This is a genomic window from Microbacterium sp. SORGH_AS_0454 (genome assembly GCF_031453395.1).
GTDB lineage: Bacteria > Actinomycetota > Actinomycetes > Actinomycetales > Microbacteriaceae > Microbacterium.
On sequence record NZ_JAVIYS010000001.1, the window covers coordinates 2613785 to 2638542 of the forward strand.

The 24758-nt window shown below is 69.1% G+C and carries 19 protein-coding genes and 1 pseudogene; 14 read left to right on the forward strand and 6 right to left on the reverse strand.

Annotated features, from left to right (window positions below; genetic code table 11):
- The first annotated feature begins 221 nt into the window (after positions 1-221).
- The 9 genes from rpsB to QE454_RS12450 all read left to right on the forward strand — a co-directional run bounded on the left by rpsB (position 222) and on the right by QE454_RS12450 (position 6987).
- A complete protein-coding gene (gene rpsB / locus QE454_RS12410; RefSeq protein ID WP_210074704.1) occupies positions 222-1100 on the forward strand; it encodes a 30S ribosomal protein S2 in 879 nt (292 codons plus the stop codon).
- A gap of 153 nt (positions 1101-1253) precedes the next feature.
- Positions 1254-2081 (forward strand): translation elongation factor Ts, encoded by an 828-nt coding sequence (gene tsf, locus QE454_RS12415; RefSeq protein ID WP_103208967.1) that lies wholly within the window; start codon positions 1254-1256, stop codon positions 2079-2081.
- A 144-nt stretch (positions 2082-2225) separates the two neighbouring features.
- Positions 2226-2945: a UMP kinase gene (pyrH, locus tag QE454_RS12420; RefSeq protein ID WP_210074706.1), complete on the forward strand. Its 720-nt coding sequence runs from the start codon at positions 2226-2228 to the stop codon at positions 2943-2945.
- A 75-nt stretch (positions 2946-3020) separates the two neighbouring features.
- Positions 3021-3575, forward strand: a complete 555-nt coding sequence (frr, locus tag QE454_RS12425) for a ribosome recycling factor (RefSeq protein WP_307455088.1) — start codon at positions 3021-3023, stop codon at positions 3573-3575.
- Between the two features lie 5 nt (positions 3576-3580).
- A complete protein-coding gene (locus QE454_RS12430) occupies positions 3581-4633 on the forward strand; it encodes a phosphatidate cytidylyltransferase (RefSeq protein WP_307455086.1) in 1053 nt (350 codons plus the stop codon).
- Positions 4630-5205 carry a DivIVA domain-containing protein gene (locus QE454_RS12435; RefSeq protein WP_307455082.1) on the forward strand — a complete coding sequence of 192 codons (576 nt, stop codon included), beginning with the start codon at positions 4630-4632 and terminating at the stop codon, positions 5203-5205. Before QE454_RS12430 ends, QE454_RS12435 begins: the two co-directional genes overlap by 4 nt.
- Before the next feature lie 235 nt (positions 5206-5440).
- On the forward strand, positions 5441-5968 hold the full coding sequence (locus QE454_RS12440) for a transglycosylase SLT domain-containing protein (RefSeq protein ID WP_210074714.1): 528 nt from the start codon (positions 5441-5443) through the stop codon (positions 5966-5968).
- A 9-nt stretch (positions 5969-5977) separates the two neighbouring features.
- Entirely contained in the window at positions 5978-6265 is a 288-nt protein-coding gene (locus QE454_RS12445) for a hypothetical protein (RefSeq protein WP_210074716.1), read from the forward strand.
- Positions 6265-6987: an alpha/beta hydrolase gene (locus tag QE454_RS12450; RefSeq protein WP_307455077.1), complete on the forward strand. Its 723-nt coding sequence runs from the start codon at positions 6265-6267 to the stop codon at positions 6985-6987. The genes QE454_RS12445 and QE454_RS12450 overlap by 1 nt, the downstream gene beginning before the upstream one ends.
- Before the next feature lie 3 nt (positions 6988-6990).
- On the opposite strand, the pseudogene QE454_RS12455 reads toward QE454_RS12450, so the two are convergent.
- A pseudogene (locus tag QE454_RS12455) lies at positions 6991-8068 on the reverse strand (AI-2E family transporter).
- Positions 8069-8237: 169 nt separating this feature from the next.
- Between QE454_RS12455 and QE454_RS12460 the strand changes: the two are divergent.
- Positions 8238-10049: a glycosyl transferase gene (locus QE454_RS12460; RefSeq protein WP_307317099.1), complete on the forward strand. Its 1812-nt coding sequence runs from the start codon at positions 8238-8240 to the stop codon at positions 10047-10049.
- On the forward strand, positions 10046-10996 hold the full coding sequence (locus tag QE454_RS12465; RefSeq protein ID WP_309668677.1) for a tetratricopeptide repeat protein: 951 nt from the start codon (positions 10046-10048) through the stop codon (positions 10994-10996). The genes QE454_RS12460 and QE454_RS12465 overlap by 4 nt, the downstream gene beginning before the upstream one ends.
- A gap of 134 nt (positions 10997-11130) precedes the next feature.
- Here QE454_RS12465 and glgB read toward each other — a convergent pair whose 3' ends face one another.
- The 3 genes from glgB to glgX all read right to left on the reverse strand — a co-directional run bounded on the left by glgB (position 11131) and on the right by glgX (position 17497).
- On the reverse strand, positions 11131-13269 hold the full coding sequence (gene glgB / locus QE454_RS12470; RefSeq protein WP_210074725.1) for a 1,4-alpha-glucan branching protein GlgB: 2139 nt from the start codon (positions 13267-13269) through the stop codon (positions 11131-11133).
- On the reverse strand, positions 13266-15233 hold the full coding sequence (locus QE454_RS12475; protein ID WP_307461057.1) for a maltotransferase domain-containing protein: 1968 nt from the start codon (positions 15231-15233) through the stop codon (positions 13266-13268). The genes glgB and QE454_RS12475 overlap by 4 nt, the downstream gene beginning before the upstream one ends.
- Before the next feature lie 185 nt (positions 15234-15418).
- Positions 15419-17497 (reverse strand): glycogen debranching protein GlgX, encoded by a 2079-nt coding sequence (gene glgX, locus QE454_RS12480; protein ID WP_307455074.1) that lies wholly within the window; start codon positions 17495-17497, stop codon positions 15419-15421.
- A gap of 46 nt (positions 17498-17543) precedes the next feature.
- On the opposite strand from glgX, the gene QE454_RS12485 reads away from it, so the two are divergent.
- The 3 genes from QE454_RS12485 (at position 17544) to ligA (ending at position 22351) form a co-directional block, all read left to right on the forward strand.
- The gene (locus tag QE454_RS12485; RefSeq protein WP_307455071.1) at positions 17544-18728 is read left to right on the forward strand and encodes a cysteine desulfurase family protein; all 1185 of its coding nucleotides are present in this window, start codon (positions 17544-17546) and stop codon (positions 18726-18728) included.
- Positions 18729-18737: 9 nt separating this feature from the next.
- Positions 18738-19835 (forward strand): tRNA 2-thiouridine(34) synthase MnmA, encoded by a 1098-nt coding sequence (gene mnmA, locus QE454_RS12490; protein ID WP_307455068.1) that lies wholly within the window; start codon positions 18738-18740, stop codon positions 19833-19835.
- A 65-nt stretch (positions 19836-19900) separates the two neighbouring features.
- Positions 19901-22351 carry an NAD-dependent DNA ligase LigA gene (gene ligA, locus QE454_RS12495; RefSeq protein ID WP_309668678.1) on the forward strand — a complete coding sequence of 817 codons (2451 nt, stop codon included), beginning with the start codon at positions 19901-19903 and terminating at the stop codon, positions 22349-22351.
- 59 nt (positions 22352-22410) lie between these two features.
- Here ligA and QE454_RS12500 read toward each other — a convergent pair whose 3' ends face one another.
- Together QE454_RS12500 and QE454_RS12505 are read right to left on the reverse strand one after the other, a co-directional pair.
- A complete protein-coding gene (locus tag QE454_RS12500) occupies positions 22411-22908 on the reverse strand; it encodes a hypothetical protein (RefSeq protein WP_307455066.1) in 498 nt (165 codons plus the stop codon).
- Positions 22909-23040: 132 nt separating this feature from the next.
- Positions 23041-24720 carry a long-chain-fatty-acid--CoA ligase gene (locus QE454_RS12505; protein ID WP_307455063.1) on the reverse strand — a complete coding sequence of 560 codons (1680 nt, stop codon included), beginning with the start codon at positions 24718-24720 and terminating at the stop codon, positions 23041-23043.
- Positions 24721-24758: the final 38 nt, after the last annotated feature.

A 24758-nucleotide genomic window follows, 5' to 3' on the forward strand; every position in this document is an offset into this window, starting at 1 on the left:
CTGTATGCTGGACCCTGCATCTCGCTCGTCGAGATGACTCCGCGTGCCCACAGCGCAACGCGACGCCCCTCGGGGTGGCGCACCGCGCGGCATCCACACCCCATGGTCCTCCGCTTCGGCGGTCGGCGGGTGTGCGCCGGGCACCAGGCTCGTCAGGCGGACCGTCTGACGCGAACAACCACAACCATGGCGCGAAAGCGCCCAGAAACAGGAGTACGACCATGGCCGTCGTCACCATCCGCCAGCTGCTCGACAGCGGCGTTCACTTCGGACACCAGACCCGCCGGTGGAACCCGAAGGTGAAGCGCTTCATCCTCACCGAGCGCAGCGGCATCCACATCATCGACCTGCAGCAGTCGCTCGGCTACATCGACAAGGCGTACGAGTTCGTCAAGGAGACCGTCGCGCACGGCGGCACCATCCTCTTCGTCGGCACCAAGAAGCAGGCGCAGGAAGTCCTCGCCGAGCAGGCGACCCGCGTCGGCCAGCCCTACGTGAACCAGCGCTGGCTCGGTGGCCTCCTCACCAACTTCCAGACGGTGTCGAAGCGCCTCGCCCGCATGAAGGAGCTCGAGGAGCTCGACTACGAGAACCCCGCCGAGAGCGGCTTCACCAAGAAGGAGCTGCTGCTCAAGAAGCGCGAGCTCGACAAGCTGCACAAGTCGCTCGGTGGTATCCGCAACCTGCAGAAGACCCCGTCGGCCATCTGGGTCGTCGACGCCAAGCGCGAGCACCTCGCGGTCGACGAGGCCAAGAAGCTCGGCATCCCCGTGATCGGCATCCTCGACACGAACGCCGACCCCGACGAGTTCCAGTACCCGATCCCCGGTAACGACGACGCGATCCGCTCCGTGAGCCTGCTCACGCGCATCATCGCCGACGCCGCCGCCGAGGGCCTGATCCAGCGTCACCAGCCCGCTGGCGAGGAAGAGGCCGCCGAGCCCCTCGCCGAGTGGGAGCGCGAGCTTCTCGAGGCGCCCGCCGAGTCGACCGAGGCTCCCGCCGCCGAGTCGACCGAGGCGCCCGTCGCCGAGTCGGCCGAGGCTCCGGCCGCCGAGTCGACCGAGGCCGCCGACGCCGAGGCCACCGACAGCAAGTAAGCCGCGAGGCAATCCGTTCGCCCACGTGTGAACGGTGCGTCACCCGCACAGGCTACGATCCGGCGGGGTCGTGACAGCTCCCTCTTCGCAGGGCAGCGGCACGGCCCCGCCGGGCTCACATCGAGAACGAAAACGACAAGGAGACGCCACACCATGGCAAACTTCACGATCGCCGACATCAAGGCGCTGCGCGAGCAGCTCGGCACGGGCATGGTCGACACGAAGAAGGCGCTCGAAGAGGCTGACGGCGACGTCGAGAAGGCCGTCGAGATCCTGCGCCTCAAGGGCGCCAAGGGCAACGCCAAGCGCGCCGACCGTTCGACCAGCGAGGGCCTCGTCGCCGCTCGCGAGAACGACGGTTCCGTGACGCTGCTCGAGCTCGCCTGCGAGACCGACTTCGTCGCCAAGAACGAGCGCTTCATCGCGCTGGCCGACAAGGTCGTCGACGCGGCCGCCGCCGCCGGTGCCGACTCGGTCGAGGCCGCCCTGGCCGCCGACGCCGACGGCAAGACCGTCGAGCAGCTCATCTCGGACGAGGCCGCGATCATCGGCGAGAAGGTCGAGCTCCGTCGCGTGCGCACCATCTCGGGCGACAAGTTCGAGGTCTACCTGCACAAGACCAGCAAGGACCTGCCCCCGCAGGTCGGCGTGGTCCTCGCCTACTCGGGCGACGACGCCGAGACCGCTCGCTCGATCGCGCAGCACATCTCGTTCGCGAACCCCTCGTACCTCACGCGCGACGCCGTGCCCGAGGCCGACGTCGAGAAGGAGCGCGAGATCGTCACCGAGATCTCCCGCAACGAGGGCAAGCCCGAGGCCGCGCTGCCGAAGATCGTCGAGGGACGCGTCAACGCGTTCTTCAAGCAGGTCTCGCTGCTCGACCAGGACTACGCGAAGGACAACAAGCTGTCCGTCGCCAAGGTCGCGTCCGACGCCGGTCTCACGCTGACCGACTTCGCCCGCTTCAAGGTCGGCGCGTAACCCTTAGACAGGCTCAGGGCCCGTCATGAGGCCCGGGATGCCACGGCATCCCGGGCCTTTTCCCTGCCCGCTACCCATATCGGTTCCGTCGTATCGGTCGCAGGTGCGGGGGGATAGTTTGTTCAAGACGAGAGGACATCACACGTGATCGATGAATCCACCAAGCGCCGCCGAGTTCTGCTGAAGCTGTCGGGGGAGGCGTTCGGCGGCGGCCAACTGGGCGTGAATCCCGACGTCGTGGGACAGATCGCCCGCGAGATCGCCGAGGCGGTGGACCGCGTCGACATCGCCATCGTCGTCGGCGGTGGGAACTTCTTCCGGGGTGCCGAGCTCAGCCAGCGCGGGATGGACCGCGGGCGCGCCGACTACATGGGCATGCTCGGCACGGTGATGAACTCCCTCGCACTGCAGGACTTCCTCGAGCAGGCCGGTGCCGCCACCCGCGTGCAGTCCGCCATCTCGATGACGCAGGTGGCGGAGCCCTACATCCCGCGCCGCGCGGTGCGTCACCTCGAGAAGGGCCGCGTCGTGATCTTCGGTGCGGGTGCGGGCCTTCCCTACTTCTCGACCGACACGGTCGCCGCCCAGCGCGCGTTGGAGATCGGCGCGACCGAGGTCCTCGTCGCCAAGAACGGCGTCGACGGCGTCTACACCGCCGACCCGAACGTGGATCCGGATGCGACCAAGCTCGACCACGTCACCTACGGTGATGCGCTGCAGAAGGGACTCAAGGTCGTGGACTCCACCGCGTTCAGCCTCTGCATGGACAACGGTATGGACATGCGCGTGTTCGGCATGGAGCCCGCGGGGAACGTCACGCGGGCCCTGCTCGGCGAGACGATCGGCACGCTCGTCACCGCATGACGCGCCGCGCGAGCCCGGGGAGCCGGGCTCGCGCGCGACTAGACTGATCAGTCAGTCCCAACGAATGGAGTCACCGTGATTTCCGATGTCCTCGCCGATGCCGGAGCGCGTATGGATCGCGCCGTGGAGGCCGCCAAGGAAGACTTCGCGACGGTCCGTACCGGGCGCGCGAACCCCCAGATGTTCCAGAAGGTGATGGTCGATTACTACGGGTCGCCCACCCCTCTCGCCCAGCTGGCTTCGCTGAACAACCCCGAGGCACGCACTCTCGTCATCAACCCGTACGACAAGTCGGCGTTGAAGGCCATCGAGCAGGCCATTCGCGACATGCCGAACCTCGGGGTCAACCCGACCAACGACGGCACGATCGTGCGCGTCACGATGCCCGAGCTCACCCAGGACCGCCGCAAGGAGTACGTGAGGATCGTGCGCGGCAAGGGCGAGGACGCCAAGGTGCAGGTGCGCAACCTCCGCCGCAAGGCCAAGGACGACCTCGACGCGCTGAAGAGCGACGTCGGAGAAGACGAACTCGTTCGCGCCGAGAAAGAGCTCGACGCGGTCACGCGCACGCACGTCGACCTCATCGACGAGGCGCTCAAGCGCAAAGAGGCAGAGCTCCTCGAGGTCTGACACCCATGCCCGACGCCCCCGAAATCGGCGAAGGCGAGCCGGTCCACCCGACCGCCTCGCCTCGCCGGCTCGATCCGGCGCGCCGTTCGCCGAACACGGGCGAGGGCGTGAACGCGATCGAGTCGCAGTTGCGCGCCATGCGATCGGATGCCGAGCAGCACATCGCCAATGCCCGTGCGGAGTTCGATCAGGCGAACGAGCGGCTCAAGCAGCGCACCGGCCGCGACCTCATTGTCGCGACCCTGATCGGTGTGGGCATCGGTGCGATCGTCGTCGCCTCGCTGATCTTCATCAAGTGGTTGTTCGTGCTGTTCGCCGCCGCCGCCATGGTGCTCGGCGTCCTGGAGTTCTCGCGGGCCCTGCAGGTGTCGGGTCGACGCGTCGATGTCGTTCCCCAGCTCGTCATGGGCTTCCTGCTGCTGCTCAGCGGATTCTTCCTCGGGCCATGGGTGCACTGGGTCGCGACCCTGGCGGCCGTCGTCGTGGTCATCGTGTGGCGGCTCACGGCGCAGATGTTCGCCTCCGACGGGCGCGCGCACATCGAGGTCATCGGCGACGTGCTGGTCGCGAGCTTCGTTCAGCTGTACGTGCCGTTCCTCACGAGCGTCGCGATGATCCTTCTCGCACAGCCTCGCGGCGAGTGGTGGGTGCTCGCGTTCCTGATCCTCGCGGTGGCTGCCGATACCGGGGCCTACGTCTCGGGCCTGACGTTCGGCCGGGGCGGGCGGCATCCGATGGCCCCTCGCATCAGTCCGAAGAAGACCTGGGAGGGCTTCGCGGGCGCGTGCGTCGCCGCGCTCCTCGCCGGTGCCCTACTCGCTGCCTTCATGCTGCAGGTGCCGTGGTGGGCCGGGCTCATCTTCGGTGCCGCCGTACTCGCGACGGCGACAGTCGGCGATCTCGGCGAGTCGATGCTCAAGCGCGATCTGGGTATCAAGGACATGAGCTCGTGGCTCCCCGGTCACGGGGGAGTGCTCGACCGGCTCGATTCGATTCTTCCGTCGGCGACCGCCGCCCTCGTGATGTTCTATCTGCTCGCCCCGTTGGGAGTGTCATGACCGAGACGCCGATCCACGACACTGCGGCCGCGACACCGTTCCCGACGACCTCGGGTCGCACCAAGGGGTACGAGAAGCGTGCCGTGGACGTGTTCCTGGCCCGTGCCCGTGAAGCCTTCGAGGCCGATGATCTGGGTGCGTTGCGTTCGTCCGAGGTGCGTGCCGCCGCGTTCCCGCTCGTCAAGGGCGGGTACCGGGTAGAAGTGGTCGACGCCGCCCTCGGCCGGGTCGAAGATGCCTTCGCCGCGCGCGAGCGCGAGTACGCCCTGTCTCGTCTCGGTGCCCGCGCCTGGGTCGCCGAAACCCGCGACACGGCTCAGGTGGTCCTCGACCGACTCCGTCGACCGCGTGGTTCGCGATTCGACCGAGTGGGTGTTCTCCGTTACGGCTACCGCGTGGACGAGGCCGACGTCGTCGCGGAGCGTGTCGCGCGCTATCTCGCCGCGGGTGATCCGGTGACGCCCGAGCAGGTCCGCTCCGTCGCCTTCCGGATGCAGCGGGGTGGGTATCGCGAGACGCAGGTCGATGCGGTGCTTGACGCGGTCGTCGAAGTGATGCTCGCCGTCGGATGACCCTCGCGCGTGGCATCCTCGCTCGGGCGTCGGTAGAATCGGGCGCACTGTGACTTCTGGTTCGGAACTTTCGCGTGCATCCGCCTCCCGTGTCGCCCGCCGGGGCGCGTGGGCTGACGTGGTCCCGCCGACGCTCCCTCGTCGCTCCGGTCCGCGGTGGTCGCGCCGTCGTGGGGTGGTCGGCGTCTTCGGAGCCGCCGCCGCCGTTCTGTTCGTGGGAGCCTACGTGGGCCCCATGGGGGCCTCACTGCTGCCCGCGCAGGCCGAAGAGCCGCACACCGTCACGCTGTACGCCGAGGGCCTCGGCGATACGCAAGCGGTCTCGACCTCGGGAGAGAAGCAGGCTCCGCAGCTCGATCGCGCAAGCTACAACGTCTACGTGAAGCCCAAGCCGACCCCGACGCCCACCCCGGCTCCGGCGCGCTCGAAAGACGCGGGCTCGGGTTCGTCGTCGGGCAACTCCGGTCCCGTGCTGTATTCCGGCGGCGGGGCTCCCGCCGAGTGGATGGCCGCAGCCGGCATCTCCGAAGCCGACATGGGCTACGTCGACTACATCGTCAGTCGCGAGAGCGGCTGGAACCCGAACGCGACGAACCGGTCGTCGGGAGCGTGCGGCCTGGTCCAGGCCCTGCCGTGCAGCAAGGTCCCCGGCAACGGCTACGACCCGGTCGACAACCTGCGCTGGGGAACCGGTTACGCCACCGGTCGCTACGGCGGCTGGGCCGGCGCGTACGCGTTCTGGACCGCCAACCACTGGTGGTGAGCGGCATCCATGCCCCGCTCCCGTAAGAGACGCCCCGATTCGTCGCGCAGCGACGACTCTCTCGACCGTTTGATCGCGGGGTGGAAGCGCACCGAGGTCAAACGCGGCGGCGAGTGGACAGTGCAGCCGATCTCCGCTGCCCAGGCGGTCAAGGACTACCTGTGTCCGGGCTGCGGCCGCACCGTCGAGGCCGGAACCGCTCATCTGGTCGTCTGGCGCGCCGATGGCGTTCTCGGAGACGCTGCCGACCTCGCCGCCCGGCGTCATTGGCACACGCACTGTTGGAGGATCGCCTGATGGAGATTCGCGGACCCGTTCTGCTGCCCGCCCGCCGTGAGGAGGTCGAGCTGCGCACGGTCGACGAGCTGACCCTCGTGGGCGAACTCGCTCTTCCCGCCGATGACGAGCCGGTCGCGACCCTCGTCACTCTGCATCCGCTGCCCACCGCGGGCGGATTCATGGACTCGCACATCCTGCGCAAGGCCGCTGGCCGGCTTCCGGCGCTTGCGAACCTCGCCGTGCTGCGGTTCAACACCCGCGGCACCACGTCTGCGCGGGGAACGAGCGAGGGCGCCTTCGACGGGGGAGCGAAGGAGTGCTTCGACGTGGCGGCGGCCGTCGACTTCGTGCGGGAGCGCGGTCTTCCGCGCCCCTGGCTCGTGGGGTGGTCGTTCGGCACCGAGCTCGCCCTGAAGTACGGACGCGATCACGACATCGAGGGCGTCATCCTGCTCTCACCCCCGCTGCACCGCGCGACGGCCGAAGAGGTCGGCGCCTGGGCGGGCGATGCACGCCGGATGGTCGTGCTGGTGCCCGAGTTCGACGACTACCTGCGTCCCGCCGAAGCCCGTGAGCGTTTCTCATCCGTTCCGGATGCCACCCTCATCGCAGTCGACGGCGGCAAGCATCTGTGGGTCGGCGAGACGCAGACGCGCCGCGTGCTGACCGAGATCGTCGCTGCGGTGAACCCCGACGCCCTGCCGTTGCCCACCGAGTGGGACGGCGAGCTCGGGGGCTGAGGATCAGCGCTCGTTCTGTCGCGGGATGATGACCTCGCGGTAGATGATGAGGATGCTCGCCGCCACCGGGATCGCGATGAGCGCGCCCAGCAGGTTCAGCAGCGCGCCGCCGGCCAGTGCCGAGATGACCACGACCGACCCCGGCACCGACACGGCGCGGTTCATGATGCGCGGGGAGATCACGTACGCCTCGATCTGCATGTAGACGAGGTAGTAGATCGCCGCGGCCACGATCGCCCAGGTGGGTGTGCCGAGGCCGGGGATGAGGCAGGTCAGGGACGATGATCGTCGAACCCGTGAGCGTGCCGACGAGGGGGATCAGCGAGAAGAAGAACGCGATCACCGCGAGGACGGCGGGGAAGGGGGCGTTGATGATGGACAGGAAGATCGCGCTCAGCACGCCGTTGATGACGCCGAGGCTGACCTGTCCCATGACGTAGTAGCCGACGGAGTCGGTGATCTTCTCGGCCAACTCGATGAAACGCGCACGTTTCGACGCCGGAACCAGCTGATAGACGGCCGACTTCAGCGAGGGGGTGGATGCCGTGAAGTAGATCGTGAGGATCAGCACGATGAAGGCGCCGCCGAGGCCGGCCGCGACCGCGCCGCCGATGGTCAGCAGACTGTTGCCGATCATGGTGGAGATGCTTCCGACATCCAGCGTCGAGAACCAGTGCTGGATACCCGCCCAGACCTCGTCGATCTTGAGCCAGGGGAGCGTCTGCGACACCCAGGTCTGCACGTCGGTGACGATCTCGTTCCATCGGCCGGGCTGCAGCAACTGCTCGATCTGCGTGACGAGCTGGGCGATCTGGCTGACGATGATGGGCACGACCATGAAGATGATGCCGGCGAAGACGCCGAGCACCGCCAGGATCGTGACCAGCACGGCCGCCCAGCGGGGGAGCCCGCGACGCTCGAGGAACGAGACCACGGGGTCCAAGCCCAGGGAGAGGAACAGCGCCGTTCCGACGTACAGCAGGATCGTCGAGAGGTTCTGCACGCTGCCGATGAGCAGCAGGCCGACTCCCACGCCGAGGGTGGCGAGCAGAGCGACCCGGAAGGGGTTGTGGATCTTCATGCCGAACGACTCCCGCATCAGCCGGGCAGGTGCGCCCGTGTCGTCAGGATACTGAGCCGACAGCCGTCCGAGCGCGCGACGGGCCTTGCCGAGAACTTTCAGGCACCCTCGGATAGTCTGAAATGTCGATTCGGTGGCGCCCGAGCCACCGGTGGGGATGGTGTGAAGCGTGAGATTCGTCTGGGCCGTGGTGGCATTCGTCATCGCTGCGGCCATGATCGGTGCCGGTATCGCTCAAAGGACCGTGTTCCACGGACCCTCGGAGACCTCGGCGAACGTGCAGACCGAGGGATCGACGGCGTTCACGTTGATCGACGGAGCGGTGCTGAACAGCGTCCCGGGTGCGCAGACGCTACGCGTCCAGGGCGACGGCGCCGTGTTCGCTTCGTACGGGCGCACCGCCGATGTGAAGGCGTGGCTCGCCGACGTCGCCTACACCTCCGTCACGCTCGACGGCGAGGGAACGGTGCAGACCTCCGAGGTCGAGCCGACGGTGACACCCGCCTCCGGCGCCGCGACGACCGGACGCTCTCCCGTGGACTCCGATCTTTGGCTCGATGAGTTCGAGCAGACCGGGTCGCTGTCGACCACCCTTCAGCTCCCGAGCGACATGAGCGTCCTCGTCGCGTCCGACGGGACCGCCCCGGCGCCCGCGAACATCAGCCTCACCTGGCCGATCGACGACTCCACGCCGTGGGCCGGTCCCCTCATCGTCGGCGGTGGGATCGTCCTGTTGATCGGCCTGATTCTCTACCTGCTGGGCATCCGCCATGTGCGTCGCCAGCGTCGTCCGCGCCGCAAGGGCCTGCCGCTGCCCGTGACCGAGCCGATCTCGACGATCGGCGCGGATGGCGAGAGCAAGGGCGTCGTGACACAGAGCCCCGGTCGCCGGGCAGGCGCGCGCGTACGCGGCGCCCTCGGTGGTCGTCGTGCGCTGGTGGCCGTGCCGGCTCTGGGCGTGTCGGTGGCCCTTCTCGCGGGCTGCTCCGCCGATGCCTGGCCGCAGCTCGCCGCGACGGATTCGCCGAGCCCGACGCCCACGGTGATCGTCCCGGAGGGACAGTTCCCGCCCGCGGTGACCGAGGCTCAGGCCCAGCGCATCGTCTCGAAGGTCTCGTCGACCGTTGCCCAGGCGGACGCCTCGCTCGATGCGAACGTGGTCGCCGAGCGCCTCTCGGGTCCCGCCCTGGCCGAGCGCCAGACCAACTACAAGCTGCGCGCCGCGATCGCCGATCGTCCGGCTCTGCCCGCGATTCCCGCGGAGCCCGTGCAGATCGTCCTCCCGCAGACCACGGGAACGTGGCCCCGCACCCTGATGACGGTGGTGGAGTCGGCGGATGCCGCGACCCCGACGACCACGATCATGATGATGACGCAGCAGACGCCGTGGGAGGAGTACAAGGCCTCCTACGTCGGCAATCTCGAAGCCTCCACCAACCTCCCCGAGCTGGCGGCTCCGTACGTGGGCGCGACCCAGGTCCCGCCGGACTCCTCGTTCCTGGTGATGGCGCCCGAGAAGGTCGCCGCGGCTTACGCCGACGTCATCAACAACGGTCAGAACAGCGCTTCGTTCGCGAAGTTCGACACGGCTAACGATCTCCTGCTGTCCGCGATCCAGGACAACAAGACCAAACGCACCGACGAGCTGAACCAGACCGGTGCGGGAACGGCGGAGATCAGCTTCTCGGCCTCGGCGGGAGCGGCTACTCCGATCGCCCTGGCCACGCTCGACACGGGTGCCATCGTCGCCGTCAACGTGTACGAGAGCGACACGGCGAAGCCCACGAACAAAGACGCCGTGATCAAGCTTGACAACAACCCCGCGGTCAAGGCACTCACCGGTGTCGACCAGTCCGCGACAGGCTTCACCACGACATACTCCGACCAGGTCTTCTTCTACGTGCCCAGCCAGGGCTCCGATGACCAGATCCGCCTGCTCGGCTACCGATCCAGCCTCCTCGAAGCGAAGGTGTCCCCGTGAGCACTCCCGCCCCCGGTTCCGTGATGCGCGGTGCCGTCGACCTCTCGTCGCTGCGTAACCGTCCGCAGCCACCCTCCGCTCCCGCAGCCGGCGCCACCGCCGCGCCGGCGAACGCGGTCGACGCCCTGCCGCTCGTGTTCGACGTGACCGACGAGACGTTCGGCGAGGTGCTCGAGCTCTCGCGCACCGTGCCGGTGGTCATCGACCTGTGGGCCGAGTGGTGCGGACCGTGCAAGCAGCTCAGCCCCGTCCTCGAGAAAGTCGTCACCGAGCTCGCCGGTCGACTCGTGCTGGCCAAGGTCGACGTCGATGCGAACCCGCAGCTCGCGCAGGGCTTCCGGGCGCAGTCGATTCCGATGGTGCTCGCCCTCGTCGCCGGTCAACCTGTTCCCCTGTTCACCGGGGCCGTGCCCGAGCAGCAGGTGCGCGACGTGTTCGCCCAGCTCCTGCAGCTCGCCGCCCAGCACGGTGTGACCGGTACCGTGCCGGTCGAGGGGAGCTCCGCCCCCGACGCCCCCGTTGCCGAGCCGGAGCTGCCCCCGCTGCATGCCGAGGCCTTCGCCGCCATCGAAGAGGGCGACTACGCGCGCGCGATCCGCGCCTACGAGCAGGCCCTCGCCGAGAACCCCCGCGATGCCGATGCCCGCGCAGGTCTCGGACAGGTCCGCCTTCTCGATCGCGTCCAGGGTGCCGACCTCCAGGCGGCACGCGCTGCCGCGGCCGCTGATCCGAAGGGTCTCGAGGCGCAGTTCCTCGTCGCAGACCTCGATGTCGTGGGCGGTCACGTCGACGACGCCTTCGGCCGCCTGCTCGACCTTTTCGCCGCTCTGCCGACCGACGAACGCGCTCCGGTTCGCGAGCGCCTGCTCGACCTCTTCGGGCTCGTCGGCGACGACGACGCCCGCGTCATCCGCGCGCGCTCGCTTCTGGCGTCACTGCTCTTCTGACGCCGGACGATCCGCGGCCCCGCCCTCCCTCAGGAGGACGGGGCCGTTCGTCGTTCGCGAAGGTGCACGCGTGACAGACCCCGGGCACCGGGACGCGGCATGCGGTCCAGTACCCGGGGCCTGTCGTGCCGGTGTCAGCTTCCCGCGCGGTGGTGGAGCCAGAGAACGCCGAGGGGCGGGAGGGTCAGGGTGGCGCTTCCGCGACCGTCCGTGTCGACGGCGCCGAAGTTTCCTTGACCCGAACCGCCGAACACTTCGGCATCGCTGTTGAGGATCTCGCTCCAGGTCCCCGATTCGGGCAGATCGAGCGGGAAATCGGTCAGCGGGACGCCCGAGAAGTTGCAGACGACCACGATGGTGTTGCCGTGATGATCGCGGCGCGCGAATGCGAGCACGTTCGCGTTCCACGCGGGAGCGCCGAGACGCGAGAATGCCGCACCGTCGTGATCGCGCGACCAGAGGGCCGCCTGATCCTTGTAGACGCGGTTCAGCTCGGCGACGAAGGAGTGCAGCTGCTTGTGAGAGGGCTGGTCGAGCATCCACCAATCGATGCTGCGGGACTCCGACCATTCCGACATCTGGCCGAACTCCTGGCCCATGAACAGCAGTTGCTTTCCGGGATGGCCCCACATGTAGGCCAGGAACGCGCGCATGTTGGCGAGCTTCTGCCAGTGGTCTCCCGGCATCCGGCCGAAGAGGCTGCCCTTGCCGTGCACGACCTCGTCGTGACTGATCGGCAGGACGAAGTTCTCGCTGAACGAGTACACGAAGGAGAACGACAGCTCGCCCTCGTGATGGGAGCGGTACATCGGGTCGCGCCCGATGTACTGCAGCGAGTCGTTCATCCAGCCCATGTTCCACTTGAACCCGAAGCCGAGGCCCGCGTGAGAGGTGGGGGCGGTGACCCCCGGGAAGCTGGTCGACTCCTCGGCTATCAGGGCGATGCCCGGGTAGCGCTTGTAAGAAGTCGCGTTGACTTCCTGCAGGAAGCGGATGGCTTCGAGGTTCTCACGTCCACCGAACTGGTTGGGTGCCCATTCACCGTCGTTGCGGGAGTAGTCGAGGTAGAGCATGGAGGCCACGGCATCCACCCGCAGGCCGTCGACGTGGAACTCCTCGAACCAGTACAACGCGTTGGCGACGAGGAAGTTGCGCACCTCGTTGCGGCCGTAGTCGAAGATGAGCGTTCCCCAGTCCTTGTGCTCTCCGCGACGGGGATCGGGGTGCTCGTACAGCGCCTCGCCGTCGAAGCGCGCGAGGGCGAAGTCGTCCTTGGGGAAGTGCCCGGGGACCCAGTCCATGATCACGCCGATACCGGCTCGGTGCAGGCGGTCGATCAGGTAGCGCAAGTCGTCGGGGGAGCCGAAACGGCTGGTGGGGGCGTAGTAGCCCGACACCTGGTAGCCCCACGATCCGCCGAAGGGGTGTTCGGCGAGGGGCAGGAACTCGACGTGGGTGAAACCCTGAGCACCCACGTAGTCGATGATCTCGTCGGCGGCCTCGCGGTACGACAGGCCCTGCTTCCACGAGCCGAGGTGGAGCTCGTAGATCGACATCGGCCGGTCGAGCGGTGCGGTGCGCGAACGCTCTTCGATCCACTCGTCGTCGGTCCAGTCGTACTCGGATGCCGTCACGACGGATGCCGTGGCGGGAGGCACCTCGGCGAGACGGGCCATGGGGTCGGCCTTCTCGATCCACTGGCCGGCGCGGGTGAGGATCTCGAACTTGTAACGGGTGCCGACGCCGATACCGGGGACGAAGACCTCCCAGACACCGCTGCCGCCCATCGAGCGCATGGCGTGTCCGGCCCCGTCCCAGCCGTTGAAGTCGCCGATCACACGCAGGGCGCGCGCATCGGGGGCCCAGACGGTGAAAGCGGTGCCGGCCGAACCGTCGAGCTCTCGCACGTGCGCACCCAGGACGCGCCAGAGCTCTTCGTGACGGCCCTCGGTGATGAGGTGCAGGTCGAGCTCGCCGAGGGAGGGCGCGTGGCGGTACCCGTCGTCGGACACGTGCTCGGAACCGTCGTAGGACGCACGCACCGTGTACGCGCCGGGATAGGTCTCGACGGGTGCCTCCCAGATGCCTCCGCGCACGTGCTCCAACGCAACCGCCGTACCGTCGGCGAGCTCGGCGACCACCTCGCGGGCGAGGGGGCGCCGTGAGCGGATGACCCACCCGGCGCCCGTCTCGTGCACGCCCAGCACGCTATGCGGGTCGTGGTGGGCGCCGTGAGCGACGGCATCCAGGATCTCGGGGGGAAGGGAGGTCATCGGTTCTCCTTGACGTGGAGGATGTGCACCGGCTCGACGAAGGCGTCGAGGCGCACGAAGTTGTGGTCGGCCCAGGTCCAGACCTGGCCCGTCACGAGGTCTTCGACCTCGTATGAGACGCCGGGTTCGATGCCGAACACGCTCGTATCGAGATGCACCGTGGTCTCGCGAGCGGAGTGCGGATCGACGTTGGCGACGACGATGATCGTGTCGCTCTCACCGGTGGGGGAGAGCTCGGCGGCCAGGTGCTTGGAGTAGACGAGGATCGAGTCGTCGTCGCTCCAGTGGATGTCGAGGTTGCGCAGTTGACGCAGCGCCGGGTGCGAACGGCGCGCCGCGTTCAGCATGCGGAGGTACGGGGCGAGCGAGTCGCCCGCGGCCTCGGCGCCGGCCCAGTCGCGGAACTTGTACTCGAATTTCTCGTTGTCGATGTTCTCTTCCGCGCCCGGTCGTGCGACGTTCTCGAAGAGCTCGTAGCCGGCGTACACCCCGTAGGTGGGCGCTGCGGTGGCGGCGATCGCGGCGCGGATCTTGTACGCCGGGCGGCCGCCGAACTGCAGGTACTCGGTGAGGATGTCGGGAGTGTTGACGAAGAGGTTGGGCCGCAGGAAGTCGGAGGTCTCGTGAGCGAGGCCGCCGAGGAACTCCTCGAGCTCCTCCTTAGTGTTGCGCCACGTGAAGTACGTGTAGCTCTGCTGGAACCCGGCCATCGCGAGTCCCTGCAGGGGGGCCGGGCGCGTGAACGCCTCGGCGAGGAACACCGCTCCGGGTTCCTCGGCGCTGACGGTGGCGATGAGCCACTCCCAGAACTGCAGGGGCTTGGTGTGGGGGTTGTCGACGCGGAAGATCGTGACGCCCTGCGCGATCCAATGGCGCACGATTCGCAGGACCTCTGCGCGGATCCCCTCAGGATCGTTGTCGAAGTTGATCGGGTAGATGTCCTGGTACTTCTTCGGCGGGTTCTCGGCGAACGCGATCGAGCCGTCGGGCAGCGTCGTGAACCACTCGGGGTGCTCCGTGACCCAGGGATGGTCGGGCGAGGCCTGGAGCGCCAGGTCGAGAGCGACCTCGATGTCGTTCTCACGGGCGGCCTGCACGAAGGCGCGGAAGTCGTCGAGCGTTCCGAGGTCGGGATGCACGGTGTCGTGCCCGCCCGCGGCGGCGCCGATCGCCCAGGGCGAGCCCGGGTCGCCCGGCTCGGTGACGAGGGTGTTGTTCGGGCCCTTGCGGTTGGTCTGTCCGATCGGGTGGATCGGCGGGAGGTAGAGGACGTCGAAGCCCATGTCGGCGACGGCCGGGAGACGCTCGGCGGCGGTACGGAAGGTGCCGCTGATCACACTGCCGTCCTCGGCGCGACGCGCACCCTCGGACCGGGGGAAGAATTCGTACCAGGCGCCGACGCCGGCGCGTTCGCGTTCCACGAGCAGCTCGGCATCCCGTCCGACCGATACCAGGCCCATCATCGGGCGCGCTTCGAAAAGCGACGCGATCTCGGGATCGCGGACGATCTGCAGGGCGGTGTCGTCGTGCACGTTCGGGTCGCGCAGCGCGCGGGCGGCGTCGTAGAGACGGTCTTTGTCGCTGCCCGGGCGCTTCTTCTCGCCGCGAGCGCGGTCGAACAGCTGCGCGCCCATCTCGCGCATGAGCGCGACGTCGACGCCTGCCGCGATCTTGAGCTCGGCGGCGTGCTCCCAGGTGGCGAAGTCGTCGGCGAAGGACTCGAACCTGAACCGCCAGATTCCCTGCTCGAGGGGTGCCACGAGTGTCGACCAGCGGTCGAAGCCGTCGTTCAGCGGGCTCAGACGGTGCAGCGATTCGTCGCCCGACGGCGAGAACAGGCGAACCTGGACGCCGATGCGGTCGTGGCCCTCGCGGAACGCCGTGACGGTGAACGGCACGGCCTCGCCCACGTACGCGGAAGGGCGGAAGCGGCCACCCGGAACGCTCGGATGCGGCAGCGCCATGGGGATGCGCGGGGTGACCACGCTGCGCGAGGTGGGCGTCGGCTTGACCGGACGCACGGGAATCGAGGCGGCGCTGCGCCAGGGCAGCTCGGGCGAGGGAGTCGTCGTGGTGGCCACGGTCCGAACCTATCGCGGGCCACCGACCTTGCCGTACGGTTTCGCTCGGCCTTGACAGCGGGCCCGGATCAGTCGACGCGGAACAGGCGCATGCTGGCCCCGGCGACGGGGACCACGTCTCCGGGAGCGAAGCGCTCGGCCTGGTCGGACGGCCTCTCGTCTGCGCTCGACCACAGCGAGACGTACCGGGCTCCCTCGAGCTCCGGGAGGACGATCTCGGTGGCTGCCTCGGTGCCGTGGACGACGAGCAGCACGCGGTTTGGCTCCTCGTCCTCGGGCGTCGAGGTCGCCAGATACTGCAGCGTCCGGTGCGCGGGGTCGTTCCAGCCGTCGATCGACATCGTCTCGCCGCGTTCGTCGAACCACTCCATGACGGATGCCGAGGGGATGACCTCGCCGAGCCGGGCGAATCGTCGCGGGCGCAGTGCGGGGTTCTCGCGTCGGAGCTGCGTGAGCCGCTGCGTGTGCGCGAAGAGATCGCGCTGCCACGGCGCCAGGTCCCACGAGAGCCAGGTGAGCGCGGAGTCGTGGCAGTAGGCGTTGTTGTTCCCGCGCTGCGTGCGCCCCATCTCGTCGCCGGCCGTGATCATGGGCACTCCGGCCGAGAGCAGCAGGGTGCCCATGAGGTTGCGCATGGCTTTGCGTCGGGTGGCGAGCACGCGCTCGTCGTCGGTGCGCCCTTCGGCGCCGTGGTTGAAGGACCGGTTCGTGTCGGCCCCGTCGCGATTCTGCTCGCCGTTGCCGAGGTTGTGCTTGACGTCGTACGACACGAGGTCACGCAGTGTGAAACCGTCGTGAGCGGTGACGAAATTGACGCTCGCGAGCGGGCCGCGCTCCTCGCTGAAGGTGTTGGACGACCCCGCGAGCCGCGTGGCGAAGCCTCCGATCCCGACGGGGGCGGTGGCGGCCCGACGTGCGTAGTCGATGTCGCTCAGCCAGAAGTTGCGGACGCGGTCGCGGTACCGATCGTTCCACTCGAGCCAGCCCTCGCCGAAGTTGCCGGTCTGCCAGCCGCCCATCCCGACGTCCCACGGTTCGGCGATCAGCTTGGTGCTCGCCAATCGCTCGTCGTCGCGGATCGCCTGGAGCAGGGGATGCTCGGGCGTGAACGAATGGTGCTCGTCGCGACCGAGGGTGACCGCCAGATCGAAGCGGAAGCCGTCGACCTGGACCTCTTCGCTCCAGTACCTCAACGAATCCAGGATCAGACGTGCGGCGGCGTCCGTCGAGGTGTTCACCGCGTTTCCGCAGCCGGTCTCGTCGATGTACGCGCCCTCGGCTGTCTGCCGGTAGTAGGCCTTGTTGTCGAGGCCGCGCAGGCTCGTGCGGGGGCCGCCGATGCCCTCTTCCGCCGTGTGGTTGTAGACGACGTCGAGAAGAACCTCCAGGCCCGCCTCGTGGAGGAGTTTCACCATGCCCTTGAACTCGCGCAGCACCGCTTCGGGCCCCTCGGCACGGCTCGCCGCTGTGGCGTAGGGAGCGTGGGGGGTGAAGAAGTTCAGCGAGTTGTAGCCCCAGTAGTTCGACAGTCCGAGCTGCAGCAGTCGCGGCTCGGTGGCGAAGGCGTGCACCGGCAGCAGCTCGACGCTGGTCACGCCGAGGGAGAGCAGGTGGTCGATCATCGCGGGGTGCGCGAGACCCGCATACGTTCCGTGGAGGGCGGGCGGAATGAACGGATGCCGCTTGGTGAGGCCCTTCACGTGACCCTCGTAGATGACCGTGCGGTCGAGGGGCACGCGCGGCTTGGCCGAGCTGCCCCAGTCGAAGGATCCGTCCACGACCACCGAGCGCCAATCGCCGTAGCCACCCGACACGAGCCCGCGGGAGTACGGCTCGATGAGAAGCGACTGCGGGTTGAAGGTGTGTCCGGGCCCGTGCGGTCCGCCGACGCGGATCGCGTACCGGGCGCCGGGGCGGAGCAGGGCGGTGGTCGCCTCGAAGACGCCCTCGCCGACGGGGTCCATGGTGATCGTCTCGGTCGCCCAGTCGAGGTCGAGGTCGTCGAAGACGAGCAGCTGCATCGCGTCGGCCGACCCGGACCAGACGCGCAGCGTGCCGCCGTCGGGACCGAGGCGCACCCCCAGATCGTCGAGGGACGAGCTGAGCAGGGCGGGGCGGGCGGGCAGGACAGTCTCGGGTCGGGACATGCGTCTTAGGCTAGTGAAAGGCGCGGAAGATGCGGGGAGGGTGAGGATGCGGGTTTACCTCGATCACGCGGCGACCACCCCTCTGCGCCCCGAAGCGCGCGAAGCGTGGCTCGCTGCCCACGACGTGCTCGGCAACCCCTCGTCGATCCACGGCGCGGGGCAGGACGCCCGGCGTCTCCTCGAAGACGCGCGCGAGAGCGTCGCCGCGGTCCTGGGGTGCCAGCCCATCGAGGTGGTCTTCACCTCGGGTGGCACCGAGTCCGCCAACCTCGCCCTGAAGGGCCTGTGGTGGTCGCGTCAGCCGGCGACGGACGCGATCGTGCTGCCCGACGGGGAGCACCACGCGACGCTGGACGCCGTGGCGTGGCTCGCTGCGACGCAGGATGCGCAGGTGCGCGCCGCGCCCCTCGATCCGCTCGGACGCATCGACGTCGAAGCGTTCTCGACCGTTCTGCCCGGTGCTGCCCTCGCCACCGCGCTCGTGGCGAGCAACGAGGTGGGAACGATCCAGGATGCCGCCGATCTGGCCTTGCGCGCGCACGAGGCCGGAGTGCCGCTGCACCTGGACGCCGTCTCGGCGCTCGGCCACATCACGGTGGACTTCGCCGCGTGGCGCGGGGCGGGCACCGATCCTTCCGGGCTGGTTGCGATGTCGGTGTCGGCTCACAAGGTCGGCGGTCCGGTCGGCGTCGGTGCAGCGGTCGTCTCGCGACACGCCCGCCTCACGCCCCTCGTCCACGGCGGCGGGCAGCAGCGCAGCCTCCGTGCCGGCACCCAGGACGTCGCGGGAGCCGCCGCCTTCGCCGCCGCGATCACGGCGGCCGAGCACGAGCGCCGCGACGAGGCCGTGCGTCTCGAGGCCCTGCGGGATCGCCTGGTGGCCGGCATCCGCTCGTCCATCCCTTCGGCCCGTCTGCTCGGGCATCCCACCGAGCGTCTCCCCGGTAACGCGCACGTGCTCTTCCCGGATGCCGCGGGCGAGACGCTGCTCTTCCTGCTCGACATGGAGCAGATCGCGGTGTCGACGGGGTCCGCGTGCCAGGCCGGGGTCGCGGAGCCCTCGCACGTGGTTCTGGCTCTCGGGCTGGACGATCGTGCGGCGCGCTCGGTTCTGCGATTCACGCTCGGCCGCACCTCGACGGACGCCGACGTCGACGCCGTGCTCTCCCGTCTGCCCGATGCGTACGCCCGGGCCGTCGCATCCGGCGCCCGTTCAGACCGACGTTCGTAGACTGGGACGATGCGAGTTCTGGCGGCGATGAGCGGTGGGGTCGACTCCGCGGTGGCTGCGGCCCGCGCGGTGGAGGCGGGTCACGACGTGGTCGGCGTACACCTGGCGCTGTCGCGCGCCGGGGGGACTCTCCGCGCCGGTAGCCGCGGCTGCTGCACGATCGAAGACGCCATGGACGCACGGCGTGCCGCCGACAAGCTCGGCATGCCCTTCTACGTCTGGGATTTCTCGGAGCGGTTCCGCGACGACGTGATCGATGACTTCGTGTCGGAGTACCGCGCAGGCCGCACGCCGAACCCCTGCATGCGCTGCAACGAGAAGATCAAGTTCGCCGCGCTTCTGGAGCGCGCGCTGGAGCTCGGCTTCGACGCCGTGTGCACGGGTCACTACGCCACGCTCGTCGATACGCCCGACGGGCGCGAGCTGCATCGGGCTTCCGACAACGCGAAGGACCAGTCCTACGTGCTGGGCGTGCTCACGGCCGAGCAGCTCGCTCACACCTACTTCCCGCTCGGTTCGACGCCCTCGAAGGCGCTCGTGCGCGCCGAGGCGGAGGAGCGCGGGCTGTCGGTGGCGCAGAAGCCCGACAGCCACGACATCTGCTTCATCCCCGACGGCGACACGCGCGGCTGGCTCGCCGACAAGGTCGGTGCCGAGCGCGGAGAGATCCTCGATCGCACAGGTGCGGTGGTCGGCACGCACGAGGGGGCGCACGCCTTCACGGTCGGTCAGCGTCGCGGCCTGCAACTGGGGGTTCCCGCGGCCGACGGCAAACCGCGATTCGTGCTCGAGGTCCGCCCGATCAACAACACGGTCGTGGTCGGCCCCAAGGAGGCGCTCGCGTGCTCCGAGATCGCGGGGGAGCGCTTCACCTGGGCGGGGCGGGCGCCCTCGTCGACGTCTTTCGCGTGTCACGCGCAGATCCGCGCGCACGCCGATCCCGTGCCGGCGACGGCCGAGCTCGTCGACGGTGTGCTGACGGTGCGTCCCGAGACGCCGTTCGACGGTGTGGCGCCCGGGCAGACCGCGGTGCTCTACGACGGCACGCGCGTGCTCGGGCAGTTCACGATCGATCGGACGGTCTCGGCGGTTCCGGTCGAGGCGTGACCGGCGAAGGACTGGGCGGTGCAAGGCCCTCCGAGGATGTCGGAACCCCTCCCTAAGCTGGATGAGTGACCGAGCACGATCAGCTTCCCGACCTCACCCTCGATGAGGCACGCGCCGAGGCGGGCGAACTCACGCAGCGCATCGTCGGCGCGCGCGACGCCTACTACGGGCGCGATGCCGAGGTCGTCGACGACGCGACCTACGACGGGTGGATGCACCGGCTCGAGGCGCTCGAACGCCTTCACCCCGAGCTGCAGGGGCAGGACAGCCCCACGCTGTCGGTGGGCGCGGCCGAGGCCACCGATCTCGCGACGATCGAGCACGCCGAGCGCATGCTCAGCCTCGACAACGTCTTCTCTCCCGACGAGCTTCGCGACTGGGCCGTCAAGACCGAGGCCGCCGCGGGCCGAAAGGTGCACTGGCTGAGCGAGTTGAAGATCGACGGGCTCGCGATCAGCCTGCGTTACGAGAACGGGGTGCTCACATCGGCCGCGACGCGCGGCGACGGGCGGGTGGGCGAGATCGTGACCGAGAACGCGCTGCGTCTGGCCGACATCCCGCGTGAGCTCTCGGGTGAGGGCCACCCCGCGATCGTCGAGGTGCGAGGCGAGGTCTTCATCCCCGTCGCGTCCTTCGAGGACCTCAATCGCCGGCAGGGCGAGCTCCGGGAGCGCGCGCTGGCCGAGGCGCGCGAGCGTGCGGCCGGTCGTCGCGGCGGACGCGCGTTCGACGAAGAGAAGGCCGAGATCGCCGCGGCGCGACGGTTCCCCGCCTTCGCGAACCCTCGCAATGCGGCCAGCGGCGGTCTGCGTCAACAGATCGACAAGAAGAGCGGCCTCGAGCTCGAGGCGGGGCTTGCGCGGATCGCCTCGCTCAAGCTCTACGTGCACGGCATCGGAGCCTGGCAGAACCCGCCCGTCGCAGCGCAGAGCGAGATCTACGACCTGCTGGCTTCCTGGGGCCTGCCCACCTCGCCGTACAGTCGCGTCGAGTCGTCGATCGATGGGGTACTCGCCTTCGTGGCGCACCACGGCGAGCACCGACACGACGTCGAGCACGAGATCGACGGAGTGGTCGTCAAGGTCGACGAGCTCGCGCTCCACGACGAGCTCGGGGCCACCAGCCGCGCACCGCGCTGGGCGATCGCCTACAAGTACCCGCCCGAGCAGGTGAACACGAAGCTCCTCGACATCGTCGTCTCGGTCGGACGCACCGGTCGTGCGACGCCCTTCGCGGTCATGGAACCCGCCAAGGTCGCCGGCAGCGTCGTCCGCCAGGCCACCCTGCACAACCAGGACGTGGTGAAGGTCAAGGGCGTGCTCATCGGCGACACGGTCGTGCTGCGCAAGGCCGGCGACGTCATCCCCGAGGTTCTGGGGCCCGTGGTCGAGCTGCGTGACGGCAGCGAACGCGCATTCGTCATGCCCGCGGACTGCCCCGAGTGCGGCACCCCCTTGCGACCGGCGAAAGAGGGCGACATCGACCTGCGGTGCCCGAACGCTCGTTCCTGCCCCGCCCAGGTGCGTGGACGTGTCGAGCACATCGGCTCGCGAGGAGCGCTCGACGTGGAAGCTCTCGGCGAGGTCACCGCGGCAGCGCTGACCCAACCCGAGGTCCCCGACCAGCCACCGCTCGACACCGAGGCGGGGCTGTTCGATCTGACCGTCGACGAGCTCGTGCCCATCGAGGTGATCGTGCGCGACTCCGAGACGGGCGAGCGCAAGGTCGACCCCGACACCGGCGAGCTCGTGCGTCGCCTGCCGTTCCAGAAGCTCTCGCCCGCGACGTACCCCCCGGGCACCGAAGACCTCGATCCTGCGGAGCGCCGTCGGCGCGGCATCCGCAAGGACTATCGCGAGGTCCGCCCCTCCGAGCAGGCGACGAAGCTGATCGCCGAGCTCGACAAGGCCAAGACCAAGGACCTCTGGCGACTGCTCGTCTCGCTGAACATCCGTCACGTCGGTCCCGTCGCGGCCCGCGCTCTGGCCCAGTGGTTCGGTTCCCTCGATGCCATCCGCGCGGCGTCTCGCGAAGAACTCGCCGCCGTCGAGGGCGTGGGGGGGATCATCGCGGACGCCGTGATCGATTGGTTCGAGGTCGACTGGCACCGCGAGATCGTCGAACGGTGGGCCGCGGCCGGGGTGCGCTTCTCGATCCCGGGTCACCCCGGGCCGGGGGCCGCGGAGGCCGCGGGCGGAGTGCTCTCGGGCGTGACGGTCGTGGCAACGGGCTCGCTCGAGGGATACACCCGCGAGGGCGCGCAGGAGGCGATCCTGTCGGCGGGCGGAAAGGCCGCATCGAGCGTGTCGAAGAAGACCGACTTCGTCGCCGCGGGTCCGGGCGCCGGGTCGAAGCTCGCGAAGGCCGAAGAGCTGGGCGTGCGGATCCTCGATGCCGCGCAGTTCCGCATCCTCGTCGAGCAGGGACCCGCGGCCCTGGACGGCGCGACAGACGGGGTCGAGGCGGGCAGCTCCGAGCCCGACGAGCCAGACGAGCGCGCCGCGTCCGCAGGCTGAGAGAACGAGGGAGGGCGGGAGCCGAAGCCCCCGCCCTCCCTGCTCGGTCCTGCTCGGCGTCAGCCGGCGCAGGCCGTTGCAGCCTCGGTGAAGCTCGACTGCAGAGTGCTGATCTGGTCGCTCAGCCCGCTGGCCTTCGACGGGTCCGCGACGACGGTCTCGAGGTACGCGGCGTAGTTGCTGAGCGCACCGCTGGCCTTCTGCGCCGCGGGCGCGATCTCTTCGTTGGTGATCGACGAGAACTGGGTGCCGACGTCGGATGCGAGCTGCTTGAACGCCGTGAGCGTCGCCTGCGGGTCGGAACTGTCGACCGTACTGCCCGCACCGCTGACCGCCTGGAACTGCTCGCGGACGATGTCGCAGGCCTCCGCCTTCGATTGGTCGCCCGCGGGAGCGGCGGGCGTTGCGGGCGCCGTGGTCTCTTGCGTGGTGGTGCCGCCGTCGTTCGTGCTGTTGTCGCTCGACTCGGCGGTGTTCGACGCGCCGCCCGAGCAGCCGGCGAGTAGGAGCAGTGCCGAGGCTGCGACGAGAGCGAACGGAGTGCGCTTGATGATCATGTGATTCCCCCCAAGGTCACATCCGGGCACGACACGGCCCGGATTCGCCCACCGTATCGACCCCGTGGCAGGCCATGCCAATTCGAGCCCGGCCCTTGCGCGACGAGCTCGGGTGTAGCAGGGACCGGGTCCTCAGCCCTCGAGGAGCCTGTCGCGCACCTGGCGTCGGAGCACCTTGCCGATGAGGGAGCGGGGGAGTTCGTCGACCACGACGATCCGTTTCGGCACCTTGTACGGCGTCAGGATGCCGCGGGCGAACGCCCGCACCGCCTCGCCGTCGAACTCGCCCGGCGACGACGGCACCACCGCGGCGACGACCTCTTCGCCCGAGTGCTCGCTCGGCACGCCGACGACCGCGACATCCACGACCGAGGGGTGCTGACGCAGCACGTTCTCGACCTCGGTGGGGGCGACGTTGAAGCCGCCCGTGATGATGAGCTCCTTGATGCGGTCGACGATCCGGACGAACCCGCCGTCGTCGATCGTGACGATGTCTCCGGTGCGGAACCACCCGTCGACGAAGACCGCCTCGGTCTCTTCAGGCTTGCCGTAGTAGCCGGAGAAGACCTGCGGACCGCGCACGAGCAGTTCTCCGCGCTCGACGTCCGTGCGGGGATCGTCGGGGTCGACCACGCGGCACTCGGTGCCGGGAAGGGGCAGGCCGACGGTGCCCGCGACCCGGTTGTCGGCGACGGGGTTGGCCATGAGCACAGGGGAGCACTCGCTCAACCCGTAACCCTCGACGAGGAACCCGCCGGTGGCCCGCTCGAAGGGAACGACCAGGGAGTGCGGGAGCGCCATGGCCCCCGAGATCGCGACATCCGTGCCGGTGAGGGACACCCCCTTCTCGTTCGCGGCCGCGAGCAGGCGCTCGGCGATCGGCGGCACCAGCGGAAGGAACGTCGCGGGGTGCTTCTTCGTGACCTCGAGCACGAGGTCGGGGTCGAACTTCGGGAACAGCACGAGACGCGCGCCCATCGACATCGCGAAAGTCAGGCACAACGTCAGGCCGTAGGCGTGGAACATCGGCAGCACCGCGTAGACGACGCAGCCCTCGCCGCGCACGATCTGCGGTACCCAGGCCCGCGCTTGCGCGGCATTGGCGAGGAGGTTCGCGTGGGTGAGCATCGCCCCCTTGGGGGTCCCGGTCGTGCCGCTCGTGTACTGGATGATCGCCAGATCCGTCGAGCCCGGGCGAGGGTGCGCCTCGGGAAGGGGCTGGTGACGTGTCAGGTCGGCCCAGCGGTCGGCATCCTGGGTCTTCGTCGTCAGGGCGGCACGGGCCTCGCGCGCCCGGGCGATCGGCAGACGCAGGGCGAGTCGGGTGCGCAGCGGCATGGCGGTGGTCACGTCGACCGAGACGAGCGTGTCGACCTTCAGATCTGCGGGAAACTCCTGCACGGTCGCGACGACCTTGCTCCACACGATGGCGTGCTTCGCGCCGTGGTCCTCGAACTGCTTGCGGAGCTCCCGAGGGGTGTAGAGCGGATTGTGCTCGACCACGACCGCACCCAGTCGCAGCACGGCGTAGAAGGCCACGATGTGCTGCGGGCAGTTCGGCAATACGAGGGCGACCGGATCCCCCGCCTTGACGCCGCGCTCTGCGAGAGCACCGGCGACGCGGGCGATCTGGTCGGACATCTCGGCGTAGGAGGTCTCACGGCCGAAGAACTGCAGGGCCGGGGCGTCGGGGTAATCCCGCACCGACGCGTCGACGATGTCGACGAGCGACCCGCTCTGGGGATCCAGATCGTCGGGCACCCCCGCGGCATAGCTCGAGGTCCAGGGGCGCGGCGGATCGAAGCTCGTCACCCCGCCAGCCTATGGGCGCGTGCGCGGCGGGGTCGAGG